The following is a 25,069-nucleotide window of genomic DNA, read 5'->3' on the forward strand; positions in this document are numbered from 1 at the left end:
GTCGTAGCCATCCCCCCATGCAAAAAGGGCTCCCGCGGGAGCCCTTTTTTGTCAGCGCACAGCGCCTAAGCCGATAGGGTCATTAGGCCTTGCTGGCTTTGGTGCGACGGCGTGCCACTGCACCCATCAGGCCGAGACCGGCCAGCAGCATGGCGTAGGTTTCAGGTTCGGGCACCGAGGGAATCACCGCACCGTTGCGCACCTGGAAGTTGTACTGGCCATTGATGTTGGAGTTCAGGCTATGGGACACCAGCGCATTGGCGCCAGAGTTGAGCAGGGCGCCATTGATGGCAGAGCCTGCGAGTTCGAACGAAGACGTCGTGCCGTTGGACCAACCTGCGCGGGCGGAGTAGCCGCCGAAGCCGTTGGAGCCATTGCTGGCGCTGCCGGTTTCCCAGGTGATCTTGTCGTAGTTGAACTGGAAGTCAAAGTTGCCGGCTCCCGTGTCGGAGCGGTCGGTTACGATGAGCTGGAAGCTGTTGGTTTTGTCAGCTTGGCTGTTGTAGTAACCCACATTCAGCCAGTTCACGCCGAACACGTTGTGACCGTTGAGGGTGCCTTGGCCATATTGGGTGACACCGCTGTTCTGGGCGCGCGTGTCCACATCGGCAAAGAAGGGAGCCAGCATGGGTTTGCTGGTGGTCAACAGGTTGAACGGTGTGTAGGTGCCCAGTGGCTGGTTGAACGTCACGTTGCCGTTGTTGTTCACATACAGGTTGCTGAAGCTCTGGCCAAAGAAGTTGACGTTGAAGCCCAGCGACACGAGGCCGGTGTAGCCGTCGTCATTGCGGTCCAGCGTGTTGGTGGTGAACAGGTTGGCATCATGCACAGCCGCTGCGTAAGCAGGTGCGGCGGCCAAGGTGACAGCCAGCAGGGCGCCAGCAGCGATTTTTTTGAACATACGAAAAGCTCCCTTAAAACGAAAGCTGAGTATCTTCAAGAAACGCTTTGGCATCACCGCGCGCCATGGTGCTTTCGGCCTATGCGCCGCATGGACTTTTGTAAAGAGTTGTTACGCCGTCAAACGCCCACCAACTCCTGGGTCAGCACCTCGCCACGCAGCGTGTAGCTACGGGTCTCGGTGATGCGCACATCCACCAGTTGCCCCACCAGGCGCGGCTGGCCGGCAAAATTCACCACGCGGTTGCACTCGGTGCGGCCCATGAGTTCGCCGTTGTCGCGCTTGCTCATGCCTTCCACCAGGATGCGTTGCACGGTGCCCAAGCGCTGGTTGCTGATGGTGGCGATATTGGCGTTGATGGCGGCCTGCAACTCTTGCAGGCGGGCCAGCTTCACTTCGTGTGGGGTGTCGTCATGCAGGTTGGCCGCGGGCGTACCGGGACGGGGGCTGAAAATGAAGCTGAACGAGTTGTCAAAGCCGATGTCGTGGATCAACTTCATCATCTTGGCAAAGTCCTCGTCGGTCTCGCCGGGGAAGCCCACGATGAAGTCCGAGCTGATGCTCATGTCGGGTCGGATGGCGCGCAGCCTGCGAATGGTGCTCTTGTATTCCATGGCGGTGTAGCCGCGCTTCATAGCCATCAGGATCTTGTCACTGCCGTGCTGCACGGGCAGGTGCAGGTGGCTCACCAGCTTGGGTAACTTGTCGTAGGCCGCAATCAGGCTGGGCGTGAACTCGTTGGGGTGGCTGGTGGTGTAGCGGATGCGCTCGATGCCGGGAATGTCAGACACGTATTCCAGCAGCGTCGCAAAGTCAGCCATCTCGTTGGTGCCGCCCATCGTGTGGCGCCAGGCATTCACGTTTTGGCCCAGCAGGTTCACCTCTTTCACGCCCTGGTCGGCCAGGCCGGCAATCTCCACCAGCACGTCCTCAAACGGGCGGTTCACTTCCTCACCGCGCGTGTAGGGCACCACGCAGTAGCTGCAGTACTTGGAGCAGCCTTCCATGATGCTCACGAAGGCCGATGCACCGTCCACCTTGGCGGGAGGCAGATGGTCGAACTTTTCAATCTCTGGGAAGCTGATGTCCACCTGGGGTTTGTCCAGCGCCTTGCGGGCGTTGAGCAGCTCCGGCAGGCGATGCAGGGTTTGCGGGCCAAACACCACGTCCACATAGGGCGCGCGCTTGATGATCTCGGCGCCCTCTTGGCTGGCCACGCAGCCGCCCACGCCAATCTGCACGCCTTTTTTCTTCAGGTGCTTGATGCGACCCAGGTCGGAAAACACCTTCTCCTGCGCCTTCTCGCGCACCGAGCAGGTGTTGAACAGAATCAGGTCCGCCTCGTCCACGTTCTGCGTGGGCTCGTAGCCTTGGGCCGCGCCCAGCACGTCCACCATCTTGTCCGAGTCGTACTCGTTCATCTGGCAACCAAAGGTTTTGATAAAGACTTTTTTGGACATGACGTACCCGGGGAATGCTATGAATACAGGAGCAGCTTGCGCAATCTTTGCGGGGGCTGGAGGCCGATTTGGCGTGAAAGTAGCGCGGTGCGCTTACTGCGTGGTGACGGGCAGGGCGGGCGCCGGTGCTGGCACCGGCAGCAGGCGAATCTCGTCGGCGCTGAGGATCCAGACATCGTGGATCATGCCGGTGGGCTCGCGGGTGTAATTCACCACCACCGTCTGCCCCACCAGCGCACCCGACATCACCATGATGTTGTTGGAGCCGCGGATGCGCGAGCCTGGGGACAGCCGGTCGGCTTTGCCGTCCATCACCACTTCGGGCGGCGCCACCACCTTGAGGGTGCCGCGCACAGCCTTGGGCGGGAATTGGCGGATGGCGACCACGGCCGTGGTCTGGGCCAGCGCCGGCCCGGCGGTGGCAGCCATGGCAGCGGCCAGGCAGCAGGCGCGGGCCAGGATGGAGAGAGAAGCGCAGCGGTTCATGGTGTGTATCCAGAGGCTGTGGAGAAACTGCGATTTTACCGACGCAGGGCGTGTGGGGCCGAAGAAAAACCCGCAGGGCTTGCGCACTGCGGGTTCTCAATCTGGTGGTCGTAGGTGGACTTGAACCACCGACATCAGCATTATGAATGCTGCGCTCTAACCAACTGAGCTATACGACCGAAGCCCAGAATTATAGACCAAAAATTATTGGTGGGTAAAGTGGGCTGCGCGCTTGTTGACGAAGGCGTCCATGCCTTCCTTCTGGTCGGCGGTGGCAAACAGGGCGTGGAACAGGCGACGCTCAAACACGATGCCGTCGGCCAAAGTGCCCTCAAATGCGCGGTTCACGGCCTCTTTGGCGGCCATCGTGGCCACCTGCGAGAAGGCGCAGATCTGCAGCGCGGCGCCCAGCGCCTCGTCCTGCAGTTTGTCCAGCGACACCACGCGGCTGACCAGTCCGGCGCGCTCGGCCTCGGTGGCGTCCATCATGCGGCCGGTCAGCGCCAGGTCCATGGCCTTGGCCTTGCCCACCGCGCGCGGCAGGCGCTGGGTGCCGCCGGCGCCGGGGATGATGCCCAGCTTGATCTCGGGCTGGCCGAACTTGGCGTTGTCGGCCGCAATGATGAAGTCGCACATCATGGCCAGCTCGCAGCCACCGCCCAGCGCGAAGCCACTCACGGCGGCGATGACCGGCTTGCGCACGGAGCGAATGGTTTCCCAGTTGCGGGTGATGAAGTCGCCCTTGTAGGCGTCGGCAAAGCTGAACTTGGCCATGACCGTGATGTCGGCGCCCGCGGCAAAGGCCTTTTCACTGCCAGTGAGCACGATGCAGCCTATGGCCGGGTCGGCGTCAAAGCCCTTGAGTGCTGCGCCCAGTTCGTCCATGAGCTGGTCGTTCAGCGCGTTCAGCGCCTTGGGGCGATTCAGCGTGATGACGGCAACCTTGTCGCCTTCGATACGGGTGGTGATGCATTCGTAGCTCATGATGGGGTCTCCAGATTTTTGCGTCTTGGCACTATAGCGAAGAGGGTTTGCACATGACTGACACCGGTACGACTGCCACTCCAGAAACGCCTGTTTTGTACGCCGAGCACGGCGCCGTGGCCCTGCTCACGCTGAACCGCCCCGCCGCGCTCAACGCTTTTACGCGCGAGATGCACCACGCGTTGTGGGCGGCGCTGGAGCGGGCCGAAGCCAACCCCGCCATTCGTGCGGTGGTGTTGACCGGCGCGGGGCGTGGGTTTTGCGCGGGGGCCGACCTCAACACCGGTGAGCTGGGGCCGGACGCCCATCCGGCCGGGCGACCCGATCCCGGCGTCAGCATCGAGCAGGCCTTCAACCCCACCACCCGCCGGCTGCAGGCGCTGCGCCTCCCCACGGTGGCTGCGGTAAATGGTGTGGCAGCCGGGGCGGGCATGTCGTTTGCGCTGGCCTGTGACATCGCCATTGCCGCACCTAGCGCCAGCTTCATCCAGGCCTTCAGCAAAATTGGCCTGATCCCCGACGCGGGCAGCACCTGGTTTCTGCCACAGCGGCTGGGCATGCCGCGCGCGTTGGCGCTAGCCATGACGGGCGACAAGCTTCTGGCCGCACAGGCCAAGGAATGGGGGCTAATTTGGGACGTAGCCGATGACTGTGTGGCGGCGGCTATGGCCATGGCCCAGCGCTTGGCCGCCATGCCGACGCAAGCGCTGGTGGCCACGCGCCATCTGCTACGGGATGGGGCCAGCCGCACCCTGCACCAGCAACTGGATGCCGAACGCGACGCCCAAAGCGCCATGGGGCGGACCGACGACTATGTGGAAGGAGTGCGCGCGTTCCGTGAGAAGCGCGCACCCAGGTTCACAGGACGTTAAGCGCCACCATCCAGCCATTTTGCGACGGCCGCCGAATCGCGAACCGACAGGCGCACGGCTGTGCTGGGGGCCGGCAGGGTCAAGGTGAGGTTCATGAGGCGCTTGTCGCGTGACACCAGCGCGCTGACCTTCTTGGCCTTGCCGGTGTAGAGCGTCAGGTCGTCCAGTACCTGCATGCGCCAGGGCTCGCCCTCGGTCTGCACCGCAATCCATTCGTCACCGGCGGCAAAGCCGGCCTTTTCCGCCGCGCTATCGCGCAGGACCTGCTGGATGAACAGACCACCGTTTTCCTTCACGCGCAGGCCCAGCTGTTGCGCCACCTGGTCAGGTTCGCGGTTCACCTGCACGCCGTGCTGTTCCAGCAGTTCGGCCACGGGCAGTTCCTTGGTGCTGTGTACCCAGTGCGCAATCTCTTTGGCAAACGAACGGCCGCCCAGCTCTTGCAGTACGGCCAGCAAGTCGGACTCGGCCATGGGGCCCCCGGCGCAGCGTGCCCACAGGCCGCACATCACGGCGTCCAGCGTGGTTTTGCCTTCGGCGCGCAGCGTCAGGTCCAGGCACAGGCCGACCAGCGATCCCTTGGTGTAGTAGCTCACCGTCGCGTTGGCGGTGTTTTCGTCCTGGCGGTAGTACTTCACCCAGGCGTCAAAGCTGCTTTGCGCCACGCTTTGTACCAAGCGGCCAGGGGTCTGGTTGACCTGGTTGATGGTCTTGGTCAGCAGCTTCAGATAGGCAGCGTTGTCAATGCGCTTGGCGCGGCGCAACAGCAGGTCGTCGTAGTAGCTGGTAAAGCCCTCGAAGAACCACAACAGCTGCGTGTAGTTTTCTTGGGTGTAGTCGTACGTAGCCAGCTCGATGGGGCGGAGGCGCTTGACGTTCCAGGTGTGGAAGTATTCGTGGCTGATCAGGCCCAGCAGCGTGGTGTAGCCCTCGGGCTGCTTGTGCGTGGTGGGGGCCAGTGTGCCGCGCGGCTGCCGTGGCAGGTCCTTGCGGTTGCAGATCAGCGCGGTGGAGTTTTTGTGTTCCAGGCCGCCGTAACCGTCGTGTACGGCATTCAGCATGAAGACGTAGTTTTTGAAGGGAATCGGGCTCTGGCCCTCGTCTTTCTTGCGCGAGGCGCTCACTTTTTTGATGTCTGTGCTGACCGCGTCGCCGTGCCAGAAGCGCAACTCGGCCTCGCAAATGGCCTGGGTGTCGGCCAGCAGCTGGGCACCGTCGAAGCTGGGCGGTGCACCGGCCACCACAAAGCGGTGGGGAATGCCGCAGGCCACAAAGCTGCCGCTCCACAACGGGCCCATCTCCACCGGGCAGTCCACCAGGGTGTCGTAGTTGTCGGCACGGTACAGGCCAAAGCCGGCCTTGCTCACGCGCACCGGCTCCAGCCCCGTGGCCACGCTCCAGCCCTTCAATGCCTCGCTGGCCATCAGTGCCAGCGTGTGCGGGGCGTCGGCTTGCCCGGCCACCTGCAGGCACAGGCTGGTGCCGTTGAAAAAGCCGCGCGTGTCGTCCAGCCAGGCGGTGCGCACCGAGTTGTCAAACGCGTACACCTCGTACTGCACCTGTAGCGGCGTGCTGGGTGTGCAATGCACCTCCCAGCTGGCCTTGTCCAATTGCTGCACCGCCACGCGCTTACCGCCCTGGCGGGCTTCCAGTTTCTGCAGGTGTTTGGCAAATTCGCGCACCAGGTAGCTGCCCGGAATCCAGACCGGCAGGCGCAGGGTTTGCGTGGCCGCGGGGGCGGGCACGGTCAGCGTGACCTGGAACAGGTGGGTGGCAGGGTCCCGCACCTCCACCTGATAGTGGAGGGGGGCGATGGGTTTGCGGGGTGTCGAAGGGTTCTTCATGTCAAACAGGCCGCTAGCCCTCGTGGATACTGCACAAGCAGCTATAAAAACAGGAGTAAGGCGTGGGGCTCTATCCCCCGAATGCGGTGCCGGGTCAGCCCTTGGTGGCGGCCAGGTGTTTTTCGACCTGGGCGGCGTCGATGGCGCCGGGGACGCGGCTACCGTCCTGGAAGATCAGCGTGGGCGTGCCCTGGATCTTGTAGGTCTTGCCAAACTCCACGTTGCGGCCCAGCGCGGCCACATCGCACATGGCGGCTGCCGGCGGCGCCATCTGCTCGCGCAGCATCCAGTCCTGCCAGGCCTGACCCTTGTCTTTGGAGCACCACAGTGCCTTGGATTTTTCGCCCGAATCGGCCCCCAGGATGGGGTAGAGGAACATGTAGATGGTCACGTTGTCCACCTTCTGCAGGTCACGCTCGAAGCGCTTGCAGTAGCCGCAGTTGGGGTCTTCAAACACGGCGATCTTGCGCGAGCCGTTGCCGCGCACGATGGTGAAGGCGTCCTTGAAAGGCAGGTTTTCGAACTTCACCGCGGTGAGTTTGTTGATGCGCTCCTCGGTCAGGTTGCGCAGGTCCTTGCCTTTGGTGGCAAACAGGTTGCCCTGGAACAGGTAGTCGCCTTTGGCGTCGGTGTAGTAAATCTCGGTGCCATTGACCCGTACCTCGTAGATGCCAGGGATGTCGGTCTTGCGAATTTCGTCAACCGCTTTGAGTTGGGGGATGCGCTTGCCGATGGCGTCGCGGATTGCCGCTTCTTGGGCGAGCGCACTGCCGCCCAGGCCTCCCAGGGTCAGGGCCAATGTGAGCAGGGAAAGGATTTTTTTCATGGAGAGGTACTCAAAAAGAAATGCAGGATGGTGGGCGCATTTACTGCGGGCGGGTGCCCATGGCGCGGTGGGCCACCCAGTGTTTGACGGCCCCCAGGGTGTTGAACTGGTTCATGCCCCAGTTGCGCAGGCCTTGGGCCGCGGCATGGGGGTGGGCAAACAGCTGCTGCAGCGCGTCCCCGGCACCACCCACCAGGGCGAAGTCGGCCTTGCGCGCGCGCTCGTAGCTGCGCAGCAGTTTGGGGTCGGCCACGCTGCGCCAGTAGGGGCGGCTGTCCAGCACGCGCACCAGCTCGGCCACATCGCCCAGGCCCAAGTTGAGGCCCTGGCCGGCCAGCGGGTGCACATTGTGGGCCGCATCGCCGGCCAATACCCACGTGCCTGCAGCGCCTCCGATGCCGAAGCCACTCCAGCGGGCAGCCAGCGCATGTTGCAGTGGCCAGGTGTGGCGCGGGCTGGTCAGCGTCAGGCTGCCCAGGGCTCCATGGCTGGCTGCGTGCAGGGTCTCGGAAAATTCCATATCGGGCAGGGCTTGCAAGGTGTGGGCGCGCTCAGGGCTGACTGACCACACCACGGCGCAGAAGTTCCCCCCCGGGCCGCCCATCGGCAAAAAAGCGAGGATTTCGCCCTGGTGAAACCACTGGCGCGCCACCTGGCCATGGCCCTGGGCGCATTCCACCCTGGCGGCCAGGGCCGTCTGGCCGTAGGGCGTGATGGCAAAGTCCACACCCAGTTCTTCGCGCGTGCGGCTCGCCCGGCCTTCGCACACCACGGTCAATGTGGCGGGTGCAGGCGTCTGCACCAGCTCGATCAAGGGCTGAAAGCGCACCGCCTCGGCCAACTGGGCTTCCAGTGCGGGCACGTCGACAATCCAGTTCAGTGCGGCCACGCCTTGGTCGGCGGCGTCAAACACCACGGTGGCGCCATCATCACCATGCACTTCCATACGCTGTACAGGGGTGGCCTGGGCCTCGGCTGGCCAGCAGCGCACGGCTTCGAGAAGCGCGCGCGCGGGCTGGTTCAGTGCATAGGCGCGCACATCAGAGGCCGCGGGGCTGGCCGAGGCGGGTGTGGCACACAGCGCCACGCGCAGGCGTTTTGCCGCCAGATGCAGGGCCAGCGTGCGCCCCACAATGCCGGCGCCGCGGATGCAAATGTCATAGGTTTGGGCCATGCAGCGATTGTAGGAGGCCGTGCACAATGGCGCGCTGAGCCACAAGGATGCCCCGATGAGCGACGACGCCAACGATGTGAACGGGCAGATTGCCCAACTGATGATTTACCCCGTGAAGTCTTTTGCCGGCGTGGCGGTGGAGCAGGCCGTGCTGCTGGAGACCGGCCTGCAATGGGACCGCCATTGGATGGTGGTGGATGACGACGGCCTGTTCGTGACCCAGCGCGAATGCGCGCGCATGGCGCTGGTGCGCCCCGAGTTGCGGGCGGATGCGCTGGTATTGCATGCTCCCGGTATGGCCGCTGTGTCCGTGCCCCTGGCGGCGGTGGGCGCGCCAACCCGCGTGCAGGTGTGGGATGACACGGTGGATGCGCTGGACATGGGGCCTGCCGTGGGGCAGTGGCTGCAGGCCTTTCTGGGCGCCCCGGCCCACCGTCTGGTGCGCTTTGATCCCGTGGCGCAGCGCGCTTGCAGCACGAAATGGACCCAGGGGGTTGCTGCCTCCACCCACTTTGCCGACGGCTACCCGGTGCTGGTCACCACCGACAGCGCCATGGACGAGCTCAACAACCGGTTGGCGGCCATGGACCACCCTGCAGTGGAGATGCGCCGGTTTCGGCCCAACCTGGTCTTGGCGGGCTTGCCCGCACACGACGAAGACCATCTGGGCCCGGTGGAGGTGTTGAACAACGAGGGGGGCGTGGCGGCCCGGCTGCAGTTGGTCAAGCCCTGCGCGCGCTGTCCCATCCCCAACATTGACCCGATAACCGCAGAAAGCCATCCCGGCGTGGGCGATGCGCTCCAGGCCTACCGGCAGGACACGCGCGTGGGCGGTGCCATCACCTTTGGCATGAATGCCATCGTCACCCGGGGGGCGGGCACCGTGCTGCGTGTGGGCCAGGCGGTGCAGGGCGGCTACGCCTTCGGCTGAGTCGGCAGCTCGCTGGCCGATCCCATTTGCCGGCTCAGTGGCGAGGGGGATGTCATGGCCGGGTCCAGGAAGCGGATGGGCCGGCGCGTGCGCGGCGAAATGCCTTCCAGTACCTCGCCCAATTGACCCAGGATACGCTGGCTGTCGGGGATCAGCTCGGTCAGCAGTACGCAGGCCACATGGAACTGCAATGTCACTTCAGGCTTGAGGCCCGGCAACGGGATCAGTCCCGAGGCGATCAGGCGCACCATGCGCTCGGTCAGCGCCTGTCGGCTGGTCACCCCGTCCAGCACCATGCCAAAGCGCGAGGTGCCGACGCGGCCGGCCGGGTCCACATCGCGCAGCACGCGGTGCAGCTTGACGGCGGCGCGCAGCAGGCATTGCTCGGCCACCGCATCGCCATACGAATCGCGCAGGTACTTGAAGTTCACCACGTCCACCAGCACGATGGCGGAGGGCTCGCGGTCGTGCTTGGCGCGGTTCAGCGCGGTCTCCACCTGCTGTTGGAACAAGGGGGCAGTCAGCAGACCGGTCAGCGCATCCTGCGTGGGCAGGGCCTCCGCGCGGTCCTGCGCCTCGCGGCGCTCGCGGGCACGCGTGTGCAAAGCCTGCTGCAGCAAGGGCACGGCGAGTGCAATGCACAGCACCATCACATAGCGGGCCTCCCACCAGGCAGGCACCACGTGGAGTACCTGTGCTGCCATGAACAAGACCGCCAGGCCCTGCGGCAGGTAGGCCCAAAACAGCCACTTGCCCACCGCGTAGCCACGCCGCCATGCCAGCGCCGTGGCCGTCACCGCGAGGATGGGGCCCGCCGCCATGTAGACGGCATTGAAATGGTCAGCAATGCGCCGGTCGATGGCGGCACACAGCAGGGCCAGGGGCAGGCCGGCCAGGCCAAATGCGTAGAGCGTGCGCGCCAGCCGCGGAAAGCCCACGTCCAAGGAAGACATGTGCCGCACAAACAGCACGGTGCTCCCCACACCCAGAATGGGCAGCGCCATGTGCGCATAGTTGGCCCATATGGGCGAGCTAGGCCATAGCCACATGCCAGCCAGGCCGGTGGTGGTGCCTACGACCAACAGCACCAGCGTGGCATAGCCGGTGTACCAGCCCTCAGCCCGGCTGCGCGTCTGCAGGTAGTGGATGCCGCACAGGCCAATGAGCATCAGCAACGCGCCCATCAGCACCCCCAATGCCACGTATTCCACTTCGTGCTGCCGGTCACGCGCTGCGGCCGTGGCCAGCAGCAGGGGCAGGGCTACGGGCTTGAAGTTGCGCACCTCCAGATAGAGTTCTTGTACTCCGGGTTCGCCGAGGTTGATGGTGAAGTCCGGGTAGAGCGAGGGGCGGCTCCAGCGCTCCACGGCGTTGGTGTCCCCCGCGATTTGCGCAACCCAGCTGCCATGGCGGTCCAGTTGGTACAGCGCCGCGTGGTCCAGGTAGGGCAGGGGGATATGCAGTGTCCAGTCAGGTGCGGCCATGCTGTCGCGTTGCAGGCGCAGGCGTATCCACAGGGTCTTGCCCTCGGTGAGGGCAAACACCGTGTCCGCGGGCGCAGGCGAGAAGCTGCCCCGCGCCTTGCGGGCGACGGCGTCTATGCCCACACTGGGGTCGGCTTCCATCAGGATTTCCAGCGTGCCCTCTACCTGGGGCGTGGTGTCGGTGCTGTTGAGCTGCACCACGGACCCCTCGGCCGGTGCGGTGGCTGCCTGTAGCGCGGGCGTTGCCGCCAACAGCCCCCACAAGGCGGTCACCAGCAAAGTGCGTATGCGAAGGGGGGCGAGGGAAAACAGCGTCATGCGGTTTCGGGCAGGTCGCCCAAGGGGGCGGCCAAGGTGGGCACCGGCTCCAGAAAGCGGATGGGGCGGCGTGTGCGGGGCGAGATGCCGGCCAGCACTTCGGAGAGGTCCTGCATTACACGGTCTGCGGGAACCGGGTTGTCATGCAGCAGCACGCAAGCGGCCTGGAACTGCAATGTCACCTCGGGCTGCAAGCCCTGCAGTGGCACGAGGCCCGAGGCCACCAGCTTGACCAGGCGCTCAGTCAGTGCCTGGCGGTTGGACACCCCTTCCAGCAGCATCGCAAAGCGGTCGGTGCCCACGCGCGCGGCCGGGTCGACATCGCGCAGGATGCGGTGCAGCTTGATCACCGCGCGCAGCAGGCACTGCTCGGCAATCGGGTCGCCCATGCTGGCGCGGATGTGCTCCAGGTTGATCACGCTCACTAGCACCAGTGCTGTGGGCTCCCGGTTATCCACGGCGCGCTGGTAGGCGTCTTCCAGGTGGGACTGGAAGGTCTGCTCGGTGAGCAGGCCCGTCAGTGCATCTTGCGTGGGCAGCTGTTCGGCGCGCAGTGCCAGTTCCTTGCGGTCGTGGGTGGCGCGGCTGAGCGCGTAGCTGAGCGCGGGCACCGACAGTGCTACACCCAGCGACATCAGGTAGCGCATTTCCCACCAAGTTGGTACCAGGCCAAACGCTTCGAGGACCAGGCGTAGCAACACCAAGAACTGCGGTATGTAGGCCACCAGCAGCCAAGTACCGATGGGCGAGCCACCGCGCCAGCTCAGTACCGTGGCCCCCAACCCGGCGGTGGTGGCTACACACAGCACGGCGGCACCCATCTGGTCGGCCAGCGGGCGATCCAGCACCACATAGGTCAGCACCGAGCCCAGGGTGGTCCAGGCGATGAAGCCCAGCACCTTGTCGTACTGGTGAAAGTGGGTGGACAGTGCGTACAGCCTGCGCACAAACAGCAGCGAGCTGCCCACGGCCATGGCCGGCATCACGCTGTTGGCGTAGTCGGCCCAGGTGGTCATGCTGGTCCACAGCAGCGCATTGAGCACGCCGTTGATTTGCGCCACCGAGGCCGCGATGAGCAGGCCGTACAGTGCCGCGGTCATGTCAAAACGGTTGCGGTATTCCAGGTGGCGAATGATGGACAGCACGGCCAGAGTCACCAGGGTGCCCAGCATCAGCCCCAGACAGGTGATTTCCAGCAAACGCTGGGCTTCGCGCTCGGGAATAGTGGCCAGCCGGATCGGAATGCTCACGTGTTTGAAGTTGCGCACCTGCAGGTACAGGTCCTGCGGCACCCCGCTGGGCAAGTCCAGTTCAAATTCAGGATAGAAGCCGCGCCTGGCCCAGGCGGACTGGGGCAACTGGTCGCCAGCAGACTGGGCCGCCCAACTGCCATCGCTGCGGCGCTGGTACAGCGTGACCTGGTCTACATAGGGCAGCGGGATATTGAGGGTCCAGCGTTCGGCGTTGCCTGCGGCACGGACCAGACGCAAATGGATCCACAGCGCATTGTTGGGCGTCAGCGCGTGGCGCTGCAACGCGGGTGTGGGGACAAAGTTCTTGGGGTTGCTGGCCGCCTCTTGCACCGTGGCGTGCTGGCCGCTGTCCAGCCAAGTGGGGACCGGTTCATCCAGTTCGAACTGGGTGTTGCCATTGCCCAAAACCACGGCGTCCATGCTGGCCGTGGTGGCCGCCCAGCCCGGCGTCAAGGAGGTCACAAGCCACAGTGCCAAGGCCAGCAACGGGCGCGAAAGCAGGTATGGCATACACTTGTCACCCAGTTTTTAGAGGTTTTTTATGAGTTTGAAGTGTGGCATTGTAGGCCTGCCCAATGTAGGGAAAAGTACCCTGTTCAACGCGCTGACCAAGGCGGGCATTGCTGCAGAAAATTACCCGTTTTGCACCATCGAGCCCAATGTGGGCGTGGTGGAAGTCCCTGATACGCGCCTGCAGCAACTGGCCGACATCATCACGCCCGAGCGCATCGTGCCGGCGATTGTGGAGTTCGTCGATATCGCGGGTCTGGTGGCGGGTGCCAGCACGGGTGAAGGCCTGGGCAACAAGTTCCTGGCGCACATCCGCGAGACCGACGCCACCATCAATGTGGTGCGCTGCTTTGAAGACGACAACGTGATCCACGTGGCCGGCAAGGTCGATCCGATTGCCGACATCGAGGTCATCCAGACCGAACTCTGCCTGGCCGACCTGGGCGCCGTCGACAAAGCCCTGCACCGTGTGACCAAGCTGGCCCGCTCGGGCGACAAGGAGTCCATCAAGCTGGTAGCGATTCTGGAGAAGTGCCAGGCTGCGCTGAACGAAGCCAAGCCCGTGCGCACGCTGGACTTCAGCAAAGAAGAGTTGCCCCTGCTCAAGCAGTTTTTCCTGATCACCGCCAAACCCGCCATGTTTGTGGCCAACGTCTCTGAAGACGGCTTTGAGAACAACCCGCTGCTGGACCGCCTGAGCGCCTTTGCCAAGGCCCAGGGCGCCCCCGTGGTGGCCATTTGCGCCAAGATGGAAGCCGAACTCTCCGAGATGGACGATGCCGACCGTCTGGAATTCCTCAAAGAGCTCGGCCAAAGCGAGCCTGGCCTGAACCGTCTGATCCGCTCTGCCTACAGCCTGCTGGGCCTGCAGACCTACTTCACGGCCGGTGTGAAGGAAGTTCGCGCCTGGACCATCCATGTGGGCGACACTGGCCCGCAAGCGGCAGGTGTGATCCACACCGACTTTGAGAAGGGCTATATCCGCGCCCAGACCATTGCGTTTGACGACTTCATCGCCTTCAAGGGCGAGCAGGGTGCCAAGGATGCCGGCAAGATGCGCGCTGAAGGCAAGGACTATGTCGTTAAGGATGGCGACGTGATGAACTTCCTGTTCAGTTCCTGATTTCTCCTTCCTCTCTGTGACACCAGTCCTACGACTGGCTGGCCCTGGGGGCTGCGGCCTGCTGGGCCGTCACCGGGCTGCTGTCGGCCCGACAAGCGCGCCATCTGGGCGCGTTTGCATTTACGCGCTGGCGCATGGGGCTGGTGTTCCTCATGCTGTTGCCGGTGGTGGTGTTCAGCGGGGGCTGGCGCACGCTGTCCTGGGCTTCTTTGGGCGTGCTCGCGTTCAGCGGTTTGATCGGCATTTTTGTGGGTGATACCGCGCTGTTCGCCTCCATGAACCGGCTGGGGCCCCGCCGCACTGGCGTGCTGTTTGCCACCCATGCCTGTTTCAGTGCCTTGCTGGGTTTCCTGCTGCTCAATGAACACATGGGCCTTGCCGCCCAACTCGGTGGTGCGCTGGTGGTGGGCGGTGTGATGATGGCCGTCGCACTGGGCACCCACAAAAACGAATCGCATGCGCTGGAGGTCACGCGGGGCCATTGGCCGCTGGGCGTGGCGCTAGGCTTGTTGGCTGCCTTGTGCCAGGCACTGGGGTCGCTGATTGCAAAACCCATCATGGCCTCGGGCGTGGACCCGGTGGCCGCGACGGTGGTGCGCGTAGGGGCGACGTGCGTTGCGCATCTGATTTTGCTGTGGGCCGGAGCGGGCGTGGCGCGCACGCACAACGCGCTCTCGGTTCGTGTGCTGGCCTGGGTGGCGCTAAGCGGCATGATTGGTATGGGGCTGGGTATGAGCCTGATTCTGCTGGCGCTGCGCTACGGCGATGTGGGCATGGTGGGTATTCTGTCGTCGGTTTCCCCGGTGCTGGTGCTGCCCCTGCTGTGGTGGCGTTTGGGGCGCGCGCCAGCGCGTGGTGCCTGGTGGGGCGCCGCCTGTACCGTGGTCGGGACTGCACTAGTTTTGGTGCGCTAGCCCCCGTCAATATTGCGCAAGGCGCTCACAAAAGAATAGCGTTCGGGCACTGCGCTGCCGCGCACCGTCACCAGAGACGCAGCAGACCGGTGAGCGCGGCGGTCATCAGGATGTAGCGGGCCAGCTTGCCCACAGCCATGTAGGCGATGCAGGGCCAGAACGGCAGTTTGAGCCAGCCTGCGACGGCACACAGCGGGTCTCCGACCAGTGGCAGCCAGGCTAGCAGGCAGGCTTTGGGGCCAAGGCGACGCAGCCAGTCCAGTGCCCGCAGGTGAAGGGCTGATGCGCCGTATTTGTCGGCCACGCGGTGGGCGCCGTAGCCCATCCACCAAGTCACCGCACCCCCCAGGGTGTTGCCCAGTGTGGCCACGCCGATCACCGGCCAAAACAGCGCAGGATTCAGCTCCACCAGGCCCAGCACCAGCGGCTCAGAGCCCATGGGCAGCAGCGTCGCGGATACAAAGGACACCACAAATACTGTGGACAGGCTGTACTCAGGCAGTGCAAGCAGATGAAGAAGGGTGGGTATCCAAGCGTCCATGGCGAGCGCAGTATAGGCATGGTGGGGTTCGCTGCGGTGCAGCAGGTAAATTTCAATTGCTGAAATTTTGAGCAGGTAGAATTGGGCTTGGCCCCAATGACCTGGGGCCGCTGTCTTTTCTAGCCACTCCCATTCCACTCGTAGTCCATGCACATCGGCCCGTTCGCTTTGGCGAATCACCTCTTTGTCGCGCCCATGGCGGGGGTGACGGATCGCCCGTTCCGGCAGCTGTGCAAGCGCCTGGGCGCAGGCTACGCGGTGAGCGAGATGGTGACCTCGCGCAAGGACTTGTGGAACAGCCTCAAGACCTCGCGCCGCGCCAACCACGAGGGTGAGCCTGGCCCCATCGCGGTGCAGATTGCGGGTACGGAGGCCGCCATGATGGCTGAAGCCGCGGCCTACAACATTGACCGCGGCGCGCAGATCATCGACATCAACATGGGGTGCCCCGCCAAGAAGGTTTGCAACAAGTGGGCCGGCTCGGCCCTGATGCAGGACGAGCAACTGGCCATCGAGATCGTGGAAGCCGTGGTGCAGGCCTGTGCGCCGCGCAACGTTCCGGTCACGCTGAAGATGCGCACCGGCTGGTGCCAGACCGAAAAAAATGCCGTGGTGCTGGCGCGCGCCGCCGAGGCCGCCGGTGTGCAGATGGTCACCGTGCATGGCCGCACGCGCGAGCAGGGCTACAAGGGTCAGGCTGAGTACGACACGATTGCCTCGGTCAAGGCCGCGCTCAAGATTCCGGTGGTGGCCAATGGCGACATCACCACGCCTGAAAAAGCACGCGAGGTGCTGGCCGCTACGGGCGCCGATGCCATCATGATTGGCCGCGCGGCCCAAGGCTACCCGTGGATCTTTCGCGAGGTGGCGCACTACCTGGCCACTGGCACGCACCTTGCACCGCCGCTGGTGAGCGAGGTCAAGCGACTGCTGGTGGACCACCTGTACGACCACTACAGTCTGTACGACGAGTTCATCGGCGTGCGCTCAGCCCGCAAACACATTGGCTGGTACCTGCGGGAACTGCCCGGCGGGGAAGATTTCCGCCAGCGCATGAACCTGATCGAGGACAGTACGGCGCAGGTGGCCGCGGTGGAAGACTATTTGGATCAATTGAACGAAAAAATGGACCGCATCCCGCGCCGGGAGCACGCGTCCAGTCTGGCAAGGGGACATGACATGATGGAACTGGCAGCATGAGCAAGAAGCACATTGATGAGTGCATACGCGCGAGCCTGGAGCTGTATTTCGCCGACCTGGGCGGTACCGAGCCCGATGGCATGTACGACATGCTGGTGCGCGCCGTGGAGAAACCCTTGCTCGAAGTGGTCATGGCCCAGGCCGACCACAACCAATCCAAGGCCGCCCAGTGGCTGGGCCTGAACCGCAATACCCTGCGCAAGAAACTGGTCGAGCACAAACTGCTCTCCTGATCCTCCCTGCCAGGCCCCGCCGTGGCGGGACTGGTGCATCGCTTTCCGCTTTTAACTTCACTCCCGCACCATGACCGCACAAAAAACTGCACTGCTGTCCGTCTCGGACAAGACTGGCATTGTCGAACTTGCCCAAGCCCTGCACGCCCAAGGCGTCAAGCTCCTGTCCACTGGCGGCACCGCCAAGCTGCTGGCCGAGAAGGGCCTGCCCGTGACCGAAGTGGCCGAGATGACTGGCTTCCCCGAAATGCTGGACGGCCGCGTGAAGACACTGCACCCCCGCGTGCACGGCGGCCTGTTGGCGCGCCGCGACTTCCCCGCGCACATGGCAGCGCTGGCCGAACACCAGATCAACACCATCGACTTCCTGGTGGTGAACCTTTACCCGTTTGAAGCCACCGTGGCCAAGGCCGGTTGCACGCTGGAAGACGCGATCGAGAACATCGACATCGGCGGCCCCGCTATGGTGCGCAGCGCGGCCAAGAACTGGAAGGACGTCGCGGTGCTGACCGACGCCGCGCAATACACCACGGTGATTGCTGAACTCAAGGCGAGTGGCAAAGTGAGCGACAAGACCAAGCTGGGCCTGTCCATTGCCGCCTTCAACCGCATCAGCCAGTACGACGGCGCCATCAGCGACTACCTGTCTGCCATACAGATCGGTGACGATGTGCCCGCGGGCGAAAAGGCCCCCACGCTGGACCTGTTCCCCGGCCAGAGCAACGGCCGCTTCGTCAAGGTGCAAGACCTGCGCTACGGGGAAAACAGCCACCAGCAAGCCGCGCTGTACCGCGACCTGTATCCCGCACCCGGCTCGCTGGTAACCGCCAAGCAACTGCAGGGCAAGGAACTGAGCTACAACAACATTACTGACGCCGATGCGGCCTGGGAATGTGTGAAAAGCTTCACTACGCCCGCTTGCGTGATCGTCAAGCACGCCAACCCCTGCGGCGTGGCCATCGGTACCAACGCGTTGGAGTCTTACAGCAAGGCCTTCCAGACCGACCCCACGTCCGCGTTCGGCGGCATCATCGCGCTGAACACCGAGCTGGACGAAGCCGCAGCGCAGCAAATCTCCAAGCAGTTCGTGGAAGTGCTGATGGCTCCGAGCTTCACACCCGCCGCGCTGGAGGTGTTCAAGAGCAAGGTGAACGTGCGCATCCTGCAGATCGACCTGCCGAAAGGCGGAACGACCGCGTGGGACCAGGGCCGCAACCTCATGGACATGAAGCGCATCGGCTCCGGCATCCTGCTGCAAACGGCGGACAACCACGAGCTGGCCTTGAGCGACCTCAAGGTCGTGACCACCAAGCAACCCACGGCCGAAGAGTTGAACGACCTGTTGTTTGCCTGGACCGTGGCGAAGTACGTCAAGTCCAATGCCATCGTCTTCTGCAAGGGTGGCATGACCATGGGCGTGGGCGCTGGCCAGATGAGCCGCCTGGACTCGGCCCGCATTGCTTCCATCAAGGCCGGCCATGCTAACCTGTCCCTGGCAGGCACGGTGGTGGCCAGCGATGCCTTCTTCCCCTTCCGCGATGGCTTGGATGTGGTTGTGGACCACGGCGCCACTTGTGTCATCCAGCCCGGCGGCTCCATGCGCGATCAGGAAGTGATTGATGCGGCGAACGAGCGCGGCGTGTCCATGGTGTTCAGCGGCGTGCGCCACTTCCGCCACTAAATACCTTAGGCCGTTGTGTGAAATAAAAAAAAGGCCACCTTTGGTGGCCTTTTTATATGAAATGGGCCTGTAGCCCCCGTGGAATATGCGCAAGCAGCTTCTATTTTGATAGCAGCTTGAAAACCTCGCCCGCCGCGGCCACCGTTTCGGCAATGTCTGCATCGGTGTGTGCCGCACTCATGAAGCCGGCCTCGTACAGCGCCGGGGCGATGTAGACGCCACGGTCCAGCAGACCGTGAAACAGGGTGTTGAAGCGGGCGTTGTCGGTGGTCATCACCTTGGCGTAGTTCTGGGGCAACTCCTTGAACAGGAAGAAGCCGAACATGCCGCCCTCGCTGTCGCCACAGAAGTCCACACCGGCCTTGTCGGCCTCGGCTTGCAGACCGCTGATCAGCAACTGGGTCTTGCGGCCCAGGTCTTCGTAGAAGCCGGGTTTGCCAATTTCTTTCAGGGTTGCCAAGCCGCAGGCGGTAGCCACAGGGTTGCCCGACAGGGTGCCGGCCTGGTAGACCGGGCCCAGTGGCGCGAGTTGCTCCATCACCGCGCGTTTGCCACCAAAGGCCGCCAGCGGCATGCCACCGCCAATGACCTTGCCCAGCACCGTCATGTCGGGCTCGAAACCGGGAATGCTGCGGGCGTAGACGCTTTGGGCGCTGCCAAAGGCCACACGCAGGCCTGTCATCACCTCGTCAAACACAAACAGCGCGCCATACTGGGTGCACAACTCGCGGCAACGTTTCATGAACGGCACGCTGGCACGCACAAAATTCATGTTGCCGGCGATCGGTTCGATCATCAGACAGGCGAGTTCCTTGCCATGCAGCGCAAAGGCTTCTTCGAGTTGCTGGATGTTGTTGTACTCCAGCACCAGCGTGTGCTGCACCACTTCGGGCGGGACGCCGGCGCTGGTGGGGTTGCCAAAGGTGGCGAGACCCGAGCCGGCTTTCACCAACAGCGCATCGGCATGGCCGTGGTAGCAGCCTTCGAACTTGAGAATCTTGCTTCGGCCCGTGGCGCCGCGTGCCAAGCGGATGGCGCTCATGCCGGCTTCGGTTCCGCTGCTGACCAAGCGCACCATGTCCATGCTGGGCACGCGTTCCAGGATCGCTTCCGCCAGCTCGACTTCGCGCTCGGTGGGGGCGCCAAACGAGAAACCGTCCAGCGCCGCCTTCTGCACGGCTTCCAGTACGGCAGGGTGGCCGTGGCCCAGGATCATGGGCCCCCAAGACCCGATGTAGTCAATATGGCGTTTGCCATTGGCATCCCAGAAGTAGGCGCCCTGGGCGCGCTGCACAAAGCGTGGCGTGCCGCCCACGGCCTTGAAGGCACGCACGGGCGAGTTCACGCCGCCTGGGATGACGCGCTTGGCACGGTCAAAGAGTTGTTGGTTACGGTCTGCGGGGGCGGTGTTAATGGCGGGTGGCATGCGGCGGTACTTCAAAGTCGGTTTCTTCGGGGGCGTCTTCGCCCTCGGCGTCGGGGTGGGCCCAGAACAGGCGGTCGGGAATGATCTGGCCCATGCCGGGGCGGAAGCCGCTTTCCAGGCAACGGTCCAGGTAGCTCAGCGCTTCCGTCACGGCCTCGGTCAGCTCGGTGCCACTGGCAATCAGGGCGGCCAGTGCGGCCGACAGGGTGTCGCCTGCGCCGGTGAACACGGCCTCGAAGCGCTCAAACTTTTCACTGCACAGCACGGCAGTGGGCGAGCACAACACGTTGTCAATGAACTGGTCGGGAAGGGGAATGCCGGTTACCAGGGTGTAGGGCACACCGAAGGCGTTGGCCGCCTTGGCGATGTCGCGTGCCGTCGGGCTTTTGTCCGAGCTCCAGTCCGGCAGCAGCCAGCGGGACAGGGTGCTGTGGTTTCCAACCAACACCGTGGTTTGGGGCAACAGCAACTCGGTACAGGCGTCCTGGTACAGGTCAATCTGGTCTTCCTGCCACCACGACAGGTCGGGCATGTAGGCCACCAGCGGCACGTCCGCATAGTCCGAAGCCAGCTCGGCGATGGCGCTCAGGTTCTCCGGCGTGCCGACAAAACCGACCTTGAAAGTTTGGGCAGGAACGTCCTCCAGGATGACGCGCGCCTGTTCGCTTACGGCCTCGTCGTCAAAGGGGAAATGGTCCACGATCTCTGAGGTATCGCGGGCATAGGCCCCGGTCACCACCGGCAATCCATGGGCACCGACGGACGCGATGGCGCTCAGGTCGGCGGCGGTGCCACTGCCTCCGCTGGGGTCGTTGGCGTTGAACGCCATGACGCAGGCGGAAGGGCCATCGTCGTCGATTTCTTCTTCAGTAGCGGGGGCGGGGGTTGCCGACATCTAGAGGCCTGTATTGGGGTTTGTCTTCATGCAGAATGGCGATCTTTCAGCGGGCGGCGTGCTTTTTGGCAATAGCTGCTCTATACAATCGTTGCATTCTATTTGAAGGCCCTATAAGCTGTGACCGATACTAAAACTTGGATGTGCTTGATTTGCGGTTGGATCTATGACGAGGCCACCGGCGCGCCCGACCACGGAATTGCAGCAGGAACTTTGTGGGCGGATGTACCCATGAATTGGACTTGTCCCGAATGTGGCGCGCGCAAAGAAGATTTTGAAATGGTGCAGATTTGATGCACCACCGTTGCGACAACGGCTCATCCTGACCGTCCACGCTAGTACTGGAGCAACGCCCCTTGAGCACGACAGCACCCACCTTCAAAGTTCTGGTTATCGACGACAGCAACACCATCCGGCGCAGTGCAGAGATTTTTCTCAAGCAAGGTGGCCATGAGGTGATGCTGGCTGAAGACGGCTTTGACGCGTTGGCCAAAGTCAACGACTACCAGCCACACCTCATTTTTTGCGACATCCTGATGCCGCGTCTGGACGGTTACCAGACCTGCGCCATCATCAAACGCAACGCCAAGTTTTCCGGGGTTCCGGTGGTGATGCTGTCCTCCAAGGACGGGGTGTTTGACAAGGCGCGTGGTCGCATGGTCGGCGCGCAGGACTATTTGACGAAACCCTTTACCAAAGACCAATTGCTGCAGGCTGTGCAGCAGTTCGGGGCCGTATTGCAAGGAGCTATTTGATGGCAATAACTAAAGTACTGATCGTGGACGACTCGAAAACCGAGTTGATGTTTTTGACCGAACTGTTGCAGAAGAACGGCTTCACTGTGCGCTCTGCCGAGAACGCAGACGAAGCCTTCAAGCGCCTGGCCGAAGACAAGCCCCACCTCATCCTTATGGATGTGGTGATGCCTGGTCAAAACGGCTTCCAGTTGACCCGTGCCATCAACCGCACCCCCGAATACTCCGAGATCCCCATCATCATCTGCACCAGCAAGAGCCTTGAAACCGACCGGGTGTGGGGCATGCGCCAGGGCGCCAAGGACTACATCACCAAGCCGGTGGATGCCGCCGAGCTGTTCGCCAAAATCAAGGCTCTGGACTGATTCGCTCGCTCCATGGCCAACAGAGAAGCACTTCGAGAACTCCAAGCCCGTTTGGCGAGCCGCTTGCAAGCGGCCCGTTCCGAGGGCATGTCTGTGGCCTGGCTCGCGGTGCGAGCGGGGGGCAACAATTACCTGTTTCCTTTGGGGCAGTCGGGTGAAATCGTCCCCGTAAACCATTTACAGCCCGTGCCCTATGCACTGGACTGGTTTCGCGGCGTGCTCAACATCCGCGGTGGCCTGTTTGGTGTGGTGGATCTCGCCGCGTTTGTGACGGCCTGCGGCGCTGCCAAACGCTTGGAGCCTGCAGTGGCGGAGCCCAGCGTGGTCACCATGAACGCCGCACTGGAAGTCAATTGCGCCTTGCAGGTAGATGTGTTGGCGGGGCTGCGTGGCCCGGATGCGTTCACCTCTTCTAAGCCGCCCGAAGCCGACGCCCCCGCTTTCTTTGGCAACCAGTTTGTCGACTCGGCTGGCGAGCATTGGCAAGAAATCAATTTGCGTACCCTGTCCCTCAGTCCCCAGTTTTTGAGCATCAGCGCTTAGTTCACCCGTAAGGTCCCATCATGTCTGTTGTCGATCAATTAAAAAACCTGTTCTCCAAAAAGCCGCCAGAGTCCGAACTGGATTCGCGTCTTAGTTTGGCCATGCCGGACGCCGCAGTGGACAGCGGTGGCAACGAAACCTTGCAAGAGTCGCCGTCGCAAAACTCGCCGCTACAAGCCACGCCGGCCGAGCCAGCGAAAGAAGCGGCGGCCGAGCCGCAGGTGAATGAGGCAGACCTGATCTCCATCCCTGGCTTGGGCCGACGCACCGTGGTGCAGCACCAGCGCACTCTGTCCATTCTGCTGGGCGGTGCGCTGATCGTGCTGGCGGGTGTGACCTTTGTGGCACTGAACCAGTCAGACCGGGTCGCCCAGCAGCTGGGTGCAACGGGGCAATCGCTGATGCAGTCGCAACGTCTGGCGAAGTCGGTATCGCAGGCGGTGGTGGGTAGTGCACAGGCGTTCCCTGACGTGTCGGAGAGTGCGGGTATTTTGGGCAAGTCGATCAAGGGTTTGCAGTCTGGTGACGATGAAATGCGCATCAACGCGCTGGACGAAAACTACGCACCTGAGCTGTCCAAAGTGGCTCCACTGGTCGAGCGTGCTGAAAAAAATGCCAAGGCAGTGATGGGCCAACAAAAGATGCTGACCCAGATCGGGTCTGCGCTGCGTTTGATTAACCGCCAGTCGTCTGACTTGCTGGAAATCGCCGAAACGGTGGCGTCCTTGAAGTTGCAGCAAAACGCACCTGCAGTGGAGATTTCCGCCGTGGGCCAGCTGGTGATGCTGACCCAGCGTATCGGCAAGTCTTCCAATGAATTCCTGACCGCTGAGGGTGTGAGCCCCGAAGCGGTGTTCTTGCTGGGCAAGGACTTGAACACCTTCAAGGAAATTTCTGAAGCCCTGTTGTCCGGTAGCACCGAGCTGCGTCTGAGCGCAACCAAGGACCCTGCCACTCGCGAACAGCTGGAAGCCCTGATCAAGATGTACGAAGAGACCCGTGTGCAAGCCGGTGCCATTTTGGGCAACTTGCAGGGGCTGGTATCCGCGCGTGAAGCCCAGGGCGCCATCATTGCCGACAGTGAACCGCTGCGCCGCAACCTGGAAGAACTGCAAGCCAAGCTGTCTGGCCAGGCAGGTATCGGTGGCGCGTCGCTGGCCTTGCTGGCCGCATCTGCTGCCTTTGCGCTGCTTTGCGCTGGCGGCTTGTCCTACGTGCAACTGCAAGACAGCCGCAAGCGTCAGGTCATGGCCGAAGACCAGCGTCTGGAAGCTGAACGTCAAGAGCAAGAGGCCAAGCGCGTGAACGACGCCAACCAGGCCGCCATTTTGCGACTGATGAACGAACTGCAAACAGTGGCTGAAGGCGATTTGACCCAGGAAGCCACGGTGACGGAAGACATCACTGGCGCCATTGCCGACTCGGTGAACTACACGGTGGAGGAACTGCGCTCTCTGGTGTCCAACGTACAAAATACGGCGGCCCGCGTGGCCCAGACGACGGCGGATGTGGATGCCACGTCGACCGAACTGCTGGCGGCCTCCAACGAGCAACTGCATGAGATTCGTGAAACCGGTAAGTCCGTGGTGGATATGGCCGGACGTATTAACGAAGTGTCTGCCCAAGCGCAGGAATCTGCGGCAGTGGCGCGCCAATCGCTGCAAGCCGCTGAGTCTGGCCTGCAGGCCGTGCAGAACGCCATCGGGGGTATGAACTCCATCCGCGACCAGATCCAGGAAACCTCCAAGCGCATCAAGCGTCTGGGCGAATCTTCGCAAGAGATTGGTGAAATTACCGAACTGATCTCGGACATTACCGAACAAACCAACGTGCTGGCCTTGAACGCCGCCATTCAGGCTGCATCGGCCGGTGAAGCCGGTCGAGGCTTCTCGGTGGTGGCGGAAGAAGTGCAGCGTCTGGCCGAGCGTTCTGCCGATGCGACGCGGCAGATTGCAGCGCTGGTGAAGGCCATTCAGACCGACACTCAGGATGCCATCGGCGCTATGGAGCGTTCTACCCAGGGTGTGGTGGAAGGGGCCAAGCTGTCCGACAACGCAGGTACGGCGCTGACAGAAATTGACCGCGTGTCACGCCGTGTGGCTGACCTGATTGAGCAGATTTCCAACTCTGCATCCCGGGAGGCCGGTTTGGCCAACGTGGTGGCCGACAACATCCAGCACATTTTTGCAGTGACCGAGCAGACCGGTGAAGGTACGCGCGCCACCGCCAACCAGGTGCGTGAACTTTCCCGTATGGCGGAAGAGCTGCGCCAGTCGGTGTCCCGATTCAAGATCGCCTGATAGGCCATGCTTCGCATTCACCCCGCCCCGTGAGATCCTGGAGAGCTTGA

24 protein-coding genes and 1 tRNA gene are annotated in these 25,069 nt (G+C 63.0%); 12 read left to right on the plus strand and 13 right to left on the minus strand.

What is annotated here, in order from left to right:
• Positions 1-82 precede the first annotated feature (82 nt).
• The 5 genes from AC07OE_RS11930 to AC07OE_RS11950 form a co-directional block, all read right to left on the minus strand.
• Positions 83-901 (minus strand): nidogen-like domain-containing protein, encoded by an 819-nt coding sequence (locus tag AC07OE_RS11930; RefSeq protein ID WP_495070779.1) that lies wholly within the window; start codon positions 899-901, stop codon positions 83-85.
• 119 nt (positions 902-1,020) lie between these two features.
• Complete coding sequence (gene miaB, locus AC07OE_RS11935; protein WP_495070780.1) at positions 1,021-2,361, minus strand: tRNA (N6-isopentenyl adenosine(37)-C2)-methylthiotransferase MiaB; 1,341 nt, start codon at positions 2,359-2,361, stop codon at positions 1,021-1,023.
• A 93-nt stretch (positions 2,362-2,454) separates the two neighbouring features.
• Positions 2,455-2,847: a hypothetical protein gene (locus AC07OE_RS11940; protein WP_495070781.1), complete on the minus strand. Its 393-nt coding sequence runs from the start codon at positions 2,845-2,847 to the stop codon at positions 2,455-2,457.
• A gap of 102 nt (positions 2,848-2,949) precedes the next feature.
• Positions 2,950-3,026: transfer RNA gene (locus AC07OE_RS11945), tRNA-Met, on the minus strand.
• 25 nt (positions 3,027-3,051) lie between these two features.
• A complete protein-coding gene (locus AC07OE_RS11950) occupies positions 3,052-3,831 on the minus strand; it encodes an enoyl-CoA hydratase (protein WP_495070782.1) in 780 nt (259 codons plus the stop codon).
• A gap of 53 nt (positions 3,832-3,884) precedes the next feature.
• Between AC07OE_RS11950 and AC07OE_RS11955 the strand changes: the two genes are divergently transcribed.
• Positions 3,885-4,703, plus strand: a complete 819-nt coding sequence (locus tag AC07OE_RS11955) for an enoyl-CoA hydratase-related protein (protein WP_495070783.1) — start codon at positions 3,885-3,887, stop codon at positions 4,701-4,703.
• Here the strand turns inward: AC07OE_RS11955 and AC07OE_RS11960 are convergent.
• From AC07OE_RS11960 to AC07OE_RS11970, 3 genes are all read right to left on the minus strand, one after another.
• Positions 4,700-6,547: a M61 family metallopeptidase gene (locus AC07OE_RS11960; RefSeq protein ID WP_495070784.1), complete on the minus strand. Its 1,848-nt coding sequence runs from the start codon at positions 6,545-6,547 to the stop codon at positions 4,700-4,702. The genes AC07OE_RS11955 and AC07OE_RS11960 overlap by 4 nt on opposite strands.
• Positions 6,548-6,641: 94 nt before the next feature.
• Positions 6,642-7,373, minus strand: coding sequence for a DsbC family protein (locus AC07OE_RS11965; protein ID WP_495070785.1), 732 nt, complete (start codon positions 7,371-7,373; stop codon positions 6,642-6,644).
• 40 nt (positions 7,374-7,413) lie between these two features.
• Positions 7,414-8,547 (minus strand): FAD-dependent monooxygenase, encoded by a 1,134-nt coding sequence (locus AC07OE_RS11970; protein WP_495070786.1) that lies wholly within the window; start codon positions 8,545-8,547, stop codon positions 7,414-7,416.
• Between the two features lie 55 nt (positions 8,548-8,602).
• Here AC07OE_RS11970 and AC07OE_RS11975 point away from each other — a divergent pair, with 55 nt between their 5' ends.
• Entirely contained in the window at positions 8,603-9,478 is an 876-nt protein-coding gene (locus tag AC07OE_RS11975; protein WP_495070787.1) for an MOSC domain-containing protein, read from the plus strand.
• Here the strand turns inward: AC07OE_RS11975 and AC07OE_RS11980 are convergent.
• Both AC07OE_RS11980 and AC07OE_RS11985 read right to left on the minus strand, forming a co-directional pair.
• Complete coding sequence (locus AC07OE_RS11980; RefSeq protein WP_495070788.1) at positions 9,463-11,280, minus strand: sensor domain-containing diguanylate cyclase; 1,818 nt, start codon at positions 11,278-11,280, stop codon at positions 9,463-9,465. The genes AC07OE_RS11975 and AC07OE_RS11980 overlap by 16 nt on opposite strands.
• Complete coding sequence (locus AC07OE_RS11985; RefSeq protein ID WP_495070789.1) at positions 11,277-13,043, minus strand: sensor domain-containing diguanylate cyclase; 1,767 nt, start codon at positions 13,041-13,043, stop codon at positions 11,277-11,279. The genes AC07OE_RS11980 and AC07OE_RS11985 overlap by 4 nt, the downstream gene beginning before the upstream one ends.
• A 31-nt stretch (positions 13,044-13,074) precedes the next feature.
• On the opposite strand from AC07OE_RS11985, the gene ychF reads away from it, so the two are divergent.
• Positions 13,075-14,166, plus strand: coding sequence for a redox-regulated ATPase YchF (ychF, locus tag AC07OE_RS11990; RefSeq protein ID WP_495070790.1), 1,092 nt, complete (start codon positions 13,075-13,077; stop codon positions 14,164-14,166).
• 38 nt (positions 14,167-14,204) lie between these two features.
• On the plus strand, positions 14,205-15,080 hold the full coding sequence (locus AC07OE_RS11995) for a DMT family transporter (RefSeq protein WP_495070914.1): 876 nt from the start codon (positions 14,205-14,207) through the stop codon (positions 15,078-15,080).
• Between the two features lie 67 nt (positions 15,081-15,147).
• On the opposite strand, the gene AC07OE_RS12000 is transcribed toward AC07OE_RS11995, so the two are convergent.
• Positions 15,148-15,621, minus strand: a complete 474-nt coding sequence (locus AC07OE_RS12000; RefSeq protein ID WP_495070791.1) for a YqaA family protein — start codon at positions 15,619-15,621, stop codon at positions 15,148-15,150.
• A 147-nt stretch (positions 15,622-15,768) separates the two neighbouring features.
• On the opposite strand from AC07OE_RS12000, the gene dusB reads away from it, so the two are divergent.
• The 3 genes from dusB to purH all read left to right on the plus strand — a co-directional run bounded on the left by dusB (position 15,769) and on the right by purH (position 18,735).
• Entirely contained in the window at positions 15,769-16,821 is a 1,053-nt protein-coding gene (dusB, locus tag AC07OE_RS12005) for a tRNA dihydrouridine synthase DusB (RefSeq protein WP_495070792.1), read from the plus strand.
• Positions 16,818-17,054 (plus strand): Fis family transcriptional regulator, encoded by a 237-nt coding sequence (locus tag AC07OE_RS12010; RefSeq protein ID WP_495070793.1) that lies wholly within the window; start codon positions 16,818-16,820, stop codon positions 17,052-17,054. Before dusB ends, AC07OE_RS12010 begins: the two co-directional genes overlap by 4 nt.
• Positions 17,055-17,124: 70 nt before the next feature.
• Positions 17,125-18,735, plus strand: a complete 1,611-nt coding sequence (purH, locus tag AC07OE_RS12015; protein WP_495070794.1) for a bifunctional phosphoribosylaminoimidazolecarboxamide formyltransferase/IMP cyclohydrolase — start codon at positions 17,125-17,127, stop codon at positions 18,733-18,735.
• A 100-nt stretch (positions 18,736-18,835) separates the two neighbouring features.
• Here the strand turns inward: purH and hemL are convergent, their stop codons facing one another.
• Entirely contained in the window at positions 18,836-20,161 is a 1,326-nt protein-coding gene (gene hemL / locus AC07OE_RS12020; RefSeq protein WP_495070795.1) for a glutamate-1-semialdehyde 2,1-aminomutase, read from the minus strand.
• Positions 20,145-21,056: a bifunctional hydroxymethylpyrimidine kinase/phosphomethylpyrimidine kinase gene (gene thiD, locus AC07OE_RS12025; protein ID WP_495070796.1), complete on the minus strand. Its 912-nt coding sequence runs from the start codon at positions 21,054-21,056 to the stop codon at positions 20,145-20,147. The genes hemL and thiD overlap by 17 nt, the downstream gene beginning before the upstream one ends.
• 120 nt (positions 21,057-21,176) lie before the next feature.
• On the opposite strand from thiD, the gene AC07OE_RS12030 reads away from it, so the two are divergent.
• From AC07OE_RS12030 to AC07OE_RS12050, 5 genes are all read left to right on the plus strand, one after another.
• Positions 21,177-21,350, plus strand: a complete 174-nt coding sequence (locus AC07OE_RS12030; RefSeq protein WP_479596569.1) for a rubredoxin — start codon at positions 21,177-21,179, stop codon at positions 21,348-21,350.
• A 62-nt stretch (positions 21,351-21,412) separates the two neighbouring features.
• Positions 21,413-21,811, plus strand: a complete 399-nt coding sequence (locus tag AC07OE_RS12035; RefSeq protein ID WP_310340220.1) for a response regulator — start codon at positions 21,413-21,415, stop codon at positions 21,809-21,811.
• Positions 21,811-22,176: a response regulator gene (locus AC07OE_RS12040; RefSeq protein WP_310340219.1), complete on the plus strand. Its 366-nt coding sequence runs from the start codon at positions 21,811-21,813 to the stop codon at positions 22,174-22,176. Before AC07OE_RS12035 ends, AC07OE_RS12040 begins: the two co-directional genes overlap by 1 nt.
• 12 nt (positions 22,177-22,188) lie before the next feature.
• Complete coding sequence (locus AC07OE_RS12045) at positions 22,189-22,719, plus strand: chemotaxis protein CheW (RefSeq protein WP_495070797.1); 531 nt, start codon at positions 22,189-22,191, stop codon at positions 22,717-22,719.
• A 20-nt stretch (positions 22,720-22,739) separates the two neighbouring features.
• Positions 22,740-25,019 (plus strand): methyl-accepting chemotaxis protein, encoded by a 2,280-nt coding sequence (locus tag AC07OE_RS12050; RefSeq protein WP_495070798.1) that lies wholly within the window; start codon positions 22,740-22,742, stop codon positions 25,017-25,019.
• Positions 25,020-25,069 lie beyond the last annotated feature (50 nt).

This window comes from Rhodoferax sp. GW821-FHT09E07, from assembly GCF_059416145.1.

Coding starts and splice junctions, on each gene's coding strand:
- purH (WP_495070794.1), top strand. CDS start 17,125: ATGACCGCACAAAAAACTGCACTGCTGTCCGTCTCGGACAAGACTGGC.
- AC07OE_RS12040 (WP_310340219.1), top strand. CDS start 21,811: ATGGCAATAACTAAAGTACTGATCGTGGACGACTCGAAAACCGAGTTG.
- AC07OE_RS11955 (WP_495070783.1), top strand. CDS start 3,885: ATGACTGACACCGGTACGACTGCCACTCCAGAAACGCCTGTTTTGTAC.
- thiD (WP_495070796.1), bottom strand. CDS start 21,056: ATGTCGGCAACCCCCGCCCCCGCTACTGAAGAAGAAATCGACGACGAT.
- AC07OE_RS12045 (WP_495070797.1), top strand. CDS start 22,189: ATGGCCAACAGAGAAGCACTTCGAGAACTCCAAGCCCGTTTGGCGAGC.
- AC07OE_RS11985 (WP_495070789.1), bottom strand. CDS start 13,043: ATGCCATACCTGCTTTCGCGCCCGTTGCTGGCCTTGGCACTGTGGCTT.
- AC07OE_RS11975 (WP_495070787.1), top strand. CDS start 8,603: ATGAGCGACGACGCCAACGATGTGAACGGGCAGATTGCCCAACTGATG.
- AC07OE_RS11965 (WP_495070785.1), bottom strand. CDS start 7,373: ATGAAAAAAATCCTTTCCCTGCTCACATTGGCCCTGACCCTGGGAGGC.
- miaB (WP_495070780.1), bottom strand. CDS start 2,361: ATGTCCAAAAAAGTCTTTATCAAAACCTTTGGTTGCCAGATGAACGAG.
- AC07OE_RS11950 (WP_495070782.1), bottom strand. CDS start 3,831: ATGAGCTACGAATGCATCACCACCCGTATCGAAGGCGACAAGGTTGCC.
- AC07OE_RS11960 (WP_495070784.1), bottom strand. CDS start 6,547: ATGAAGAACCCTTCGACACCCCGCAAACCCATCGCCCCCCTCCACTAT.
- hemL (WP_495070795.1), bottom strand. CDS start 20,161: ATGCCACCCGCCATTAACACCGCCCCCGCAGACCGTAACCAACAACTC.
- dusB (WP_495070792.1), top strand. CDS start 15,769: ATGCACATCGGCCCGTTCGCTTTGGCGAATCACCTCTTTGTCGCGCCC.
- AC07OE_RS11980 (WP_495070788.1), bottom strand. CDS start 11,280: ATGACGCTGTTTTCCCTCGCCCCCCTTCGCATACGCACTTTGCTGGTG.
- AC07OE_RS11930 (WP_495070779.1), bottom strand. CDS start 901: ATGTTCAAAAAAATCGCTGCTGGCGCCCTGCTGGCTGTCACCTTGGCC.
- AC07OE_RS12010 (WP_495070793.1), top strand. CDS start 16,818: ATGAGCAAGAAGCACATTGATGAGTGCATACGCGCGAGCCTGGAGCTG.
- AC07OE_RS11970 (WP_495070786.1), bottom strand. CDS start 8,547: ATGGCCCAAACCTATGACATTTGCATCCGCGGCGCCGGCATTGTGGGG.
- AC07OE_RS11940 (WP_495070781.1), bottom strand. CDS start 2,847: ATGAACCGCTGCGCTTCTCTCTCCATCCTGGCCCGCGCCTGCTGCCTG.
- AC07OE_RS12000 (WP_495070791.1), bottom strand. CDS start 15,621: ATGGACGCTTGGATACCCACCCTTCTTCATCTGCTTGCACTGCCTGAG.
- ychF (WP_495070790.1), top strand. CDS start 13,075: ATGAGTTTGAAGTGTGGCATTGTAGGCCTGCCCAATGTAGGGAAAAGT.
- AC07OE_RS12050 (WP_495070798.1), top strand. CDS start 22,740: ATGTCTGTTGTCGATCAATTAAAAAACCTGTTCTCCAAAAAGCCGCCA.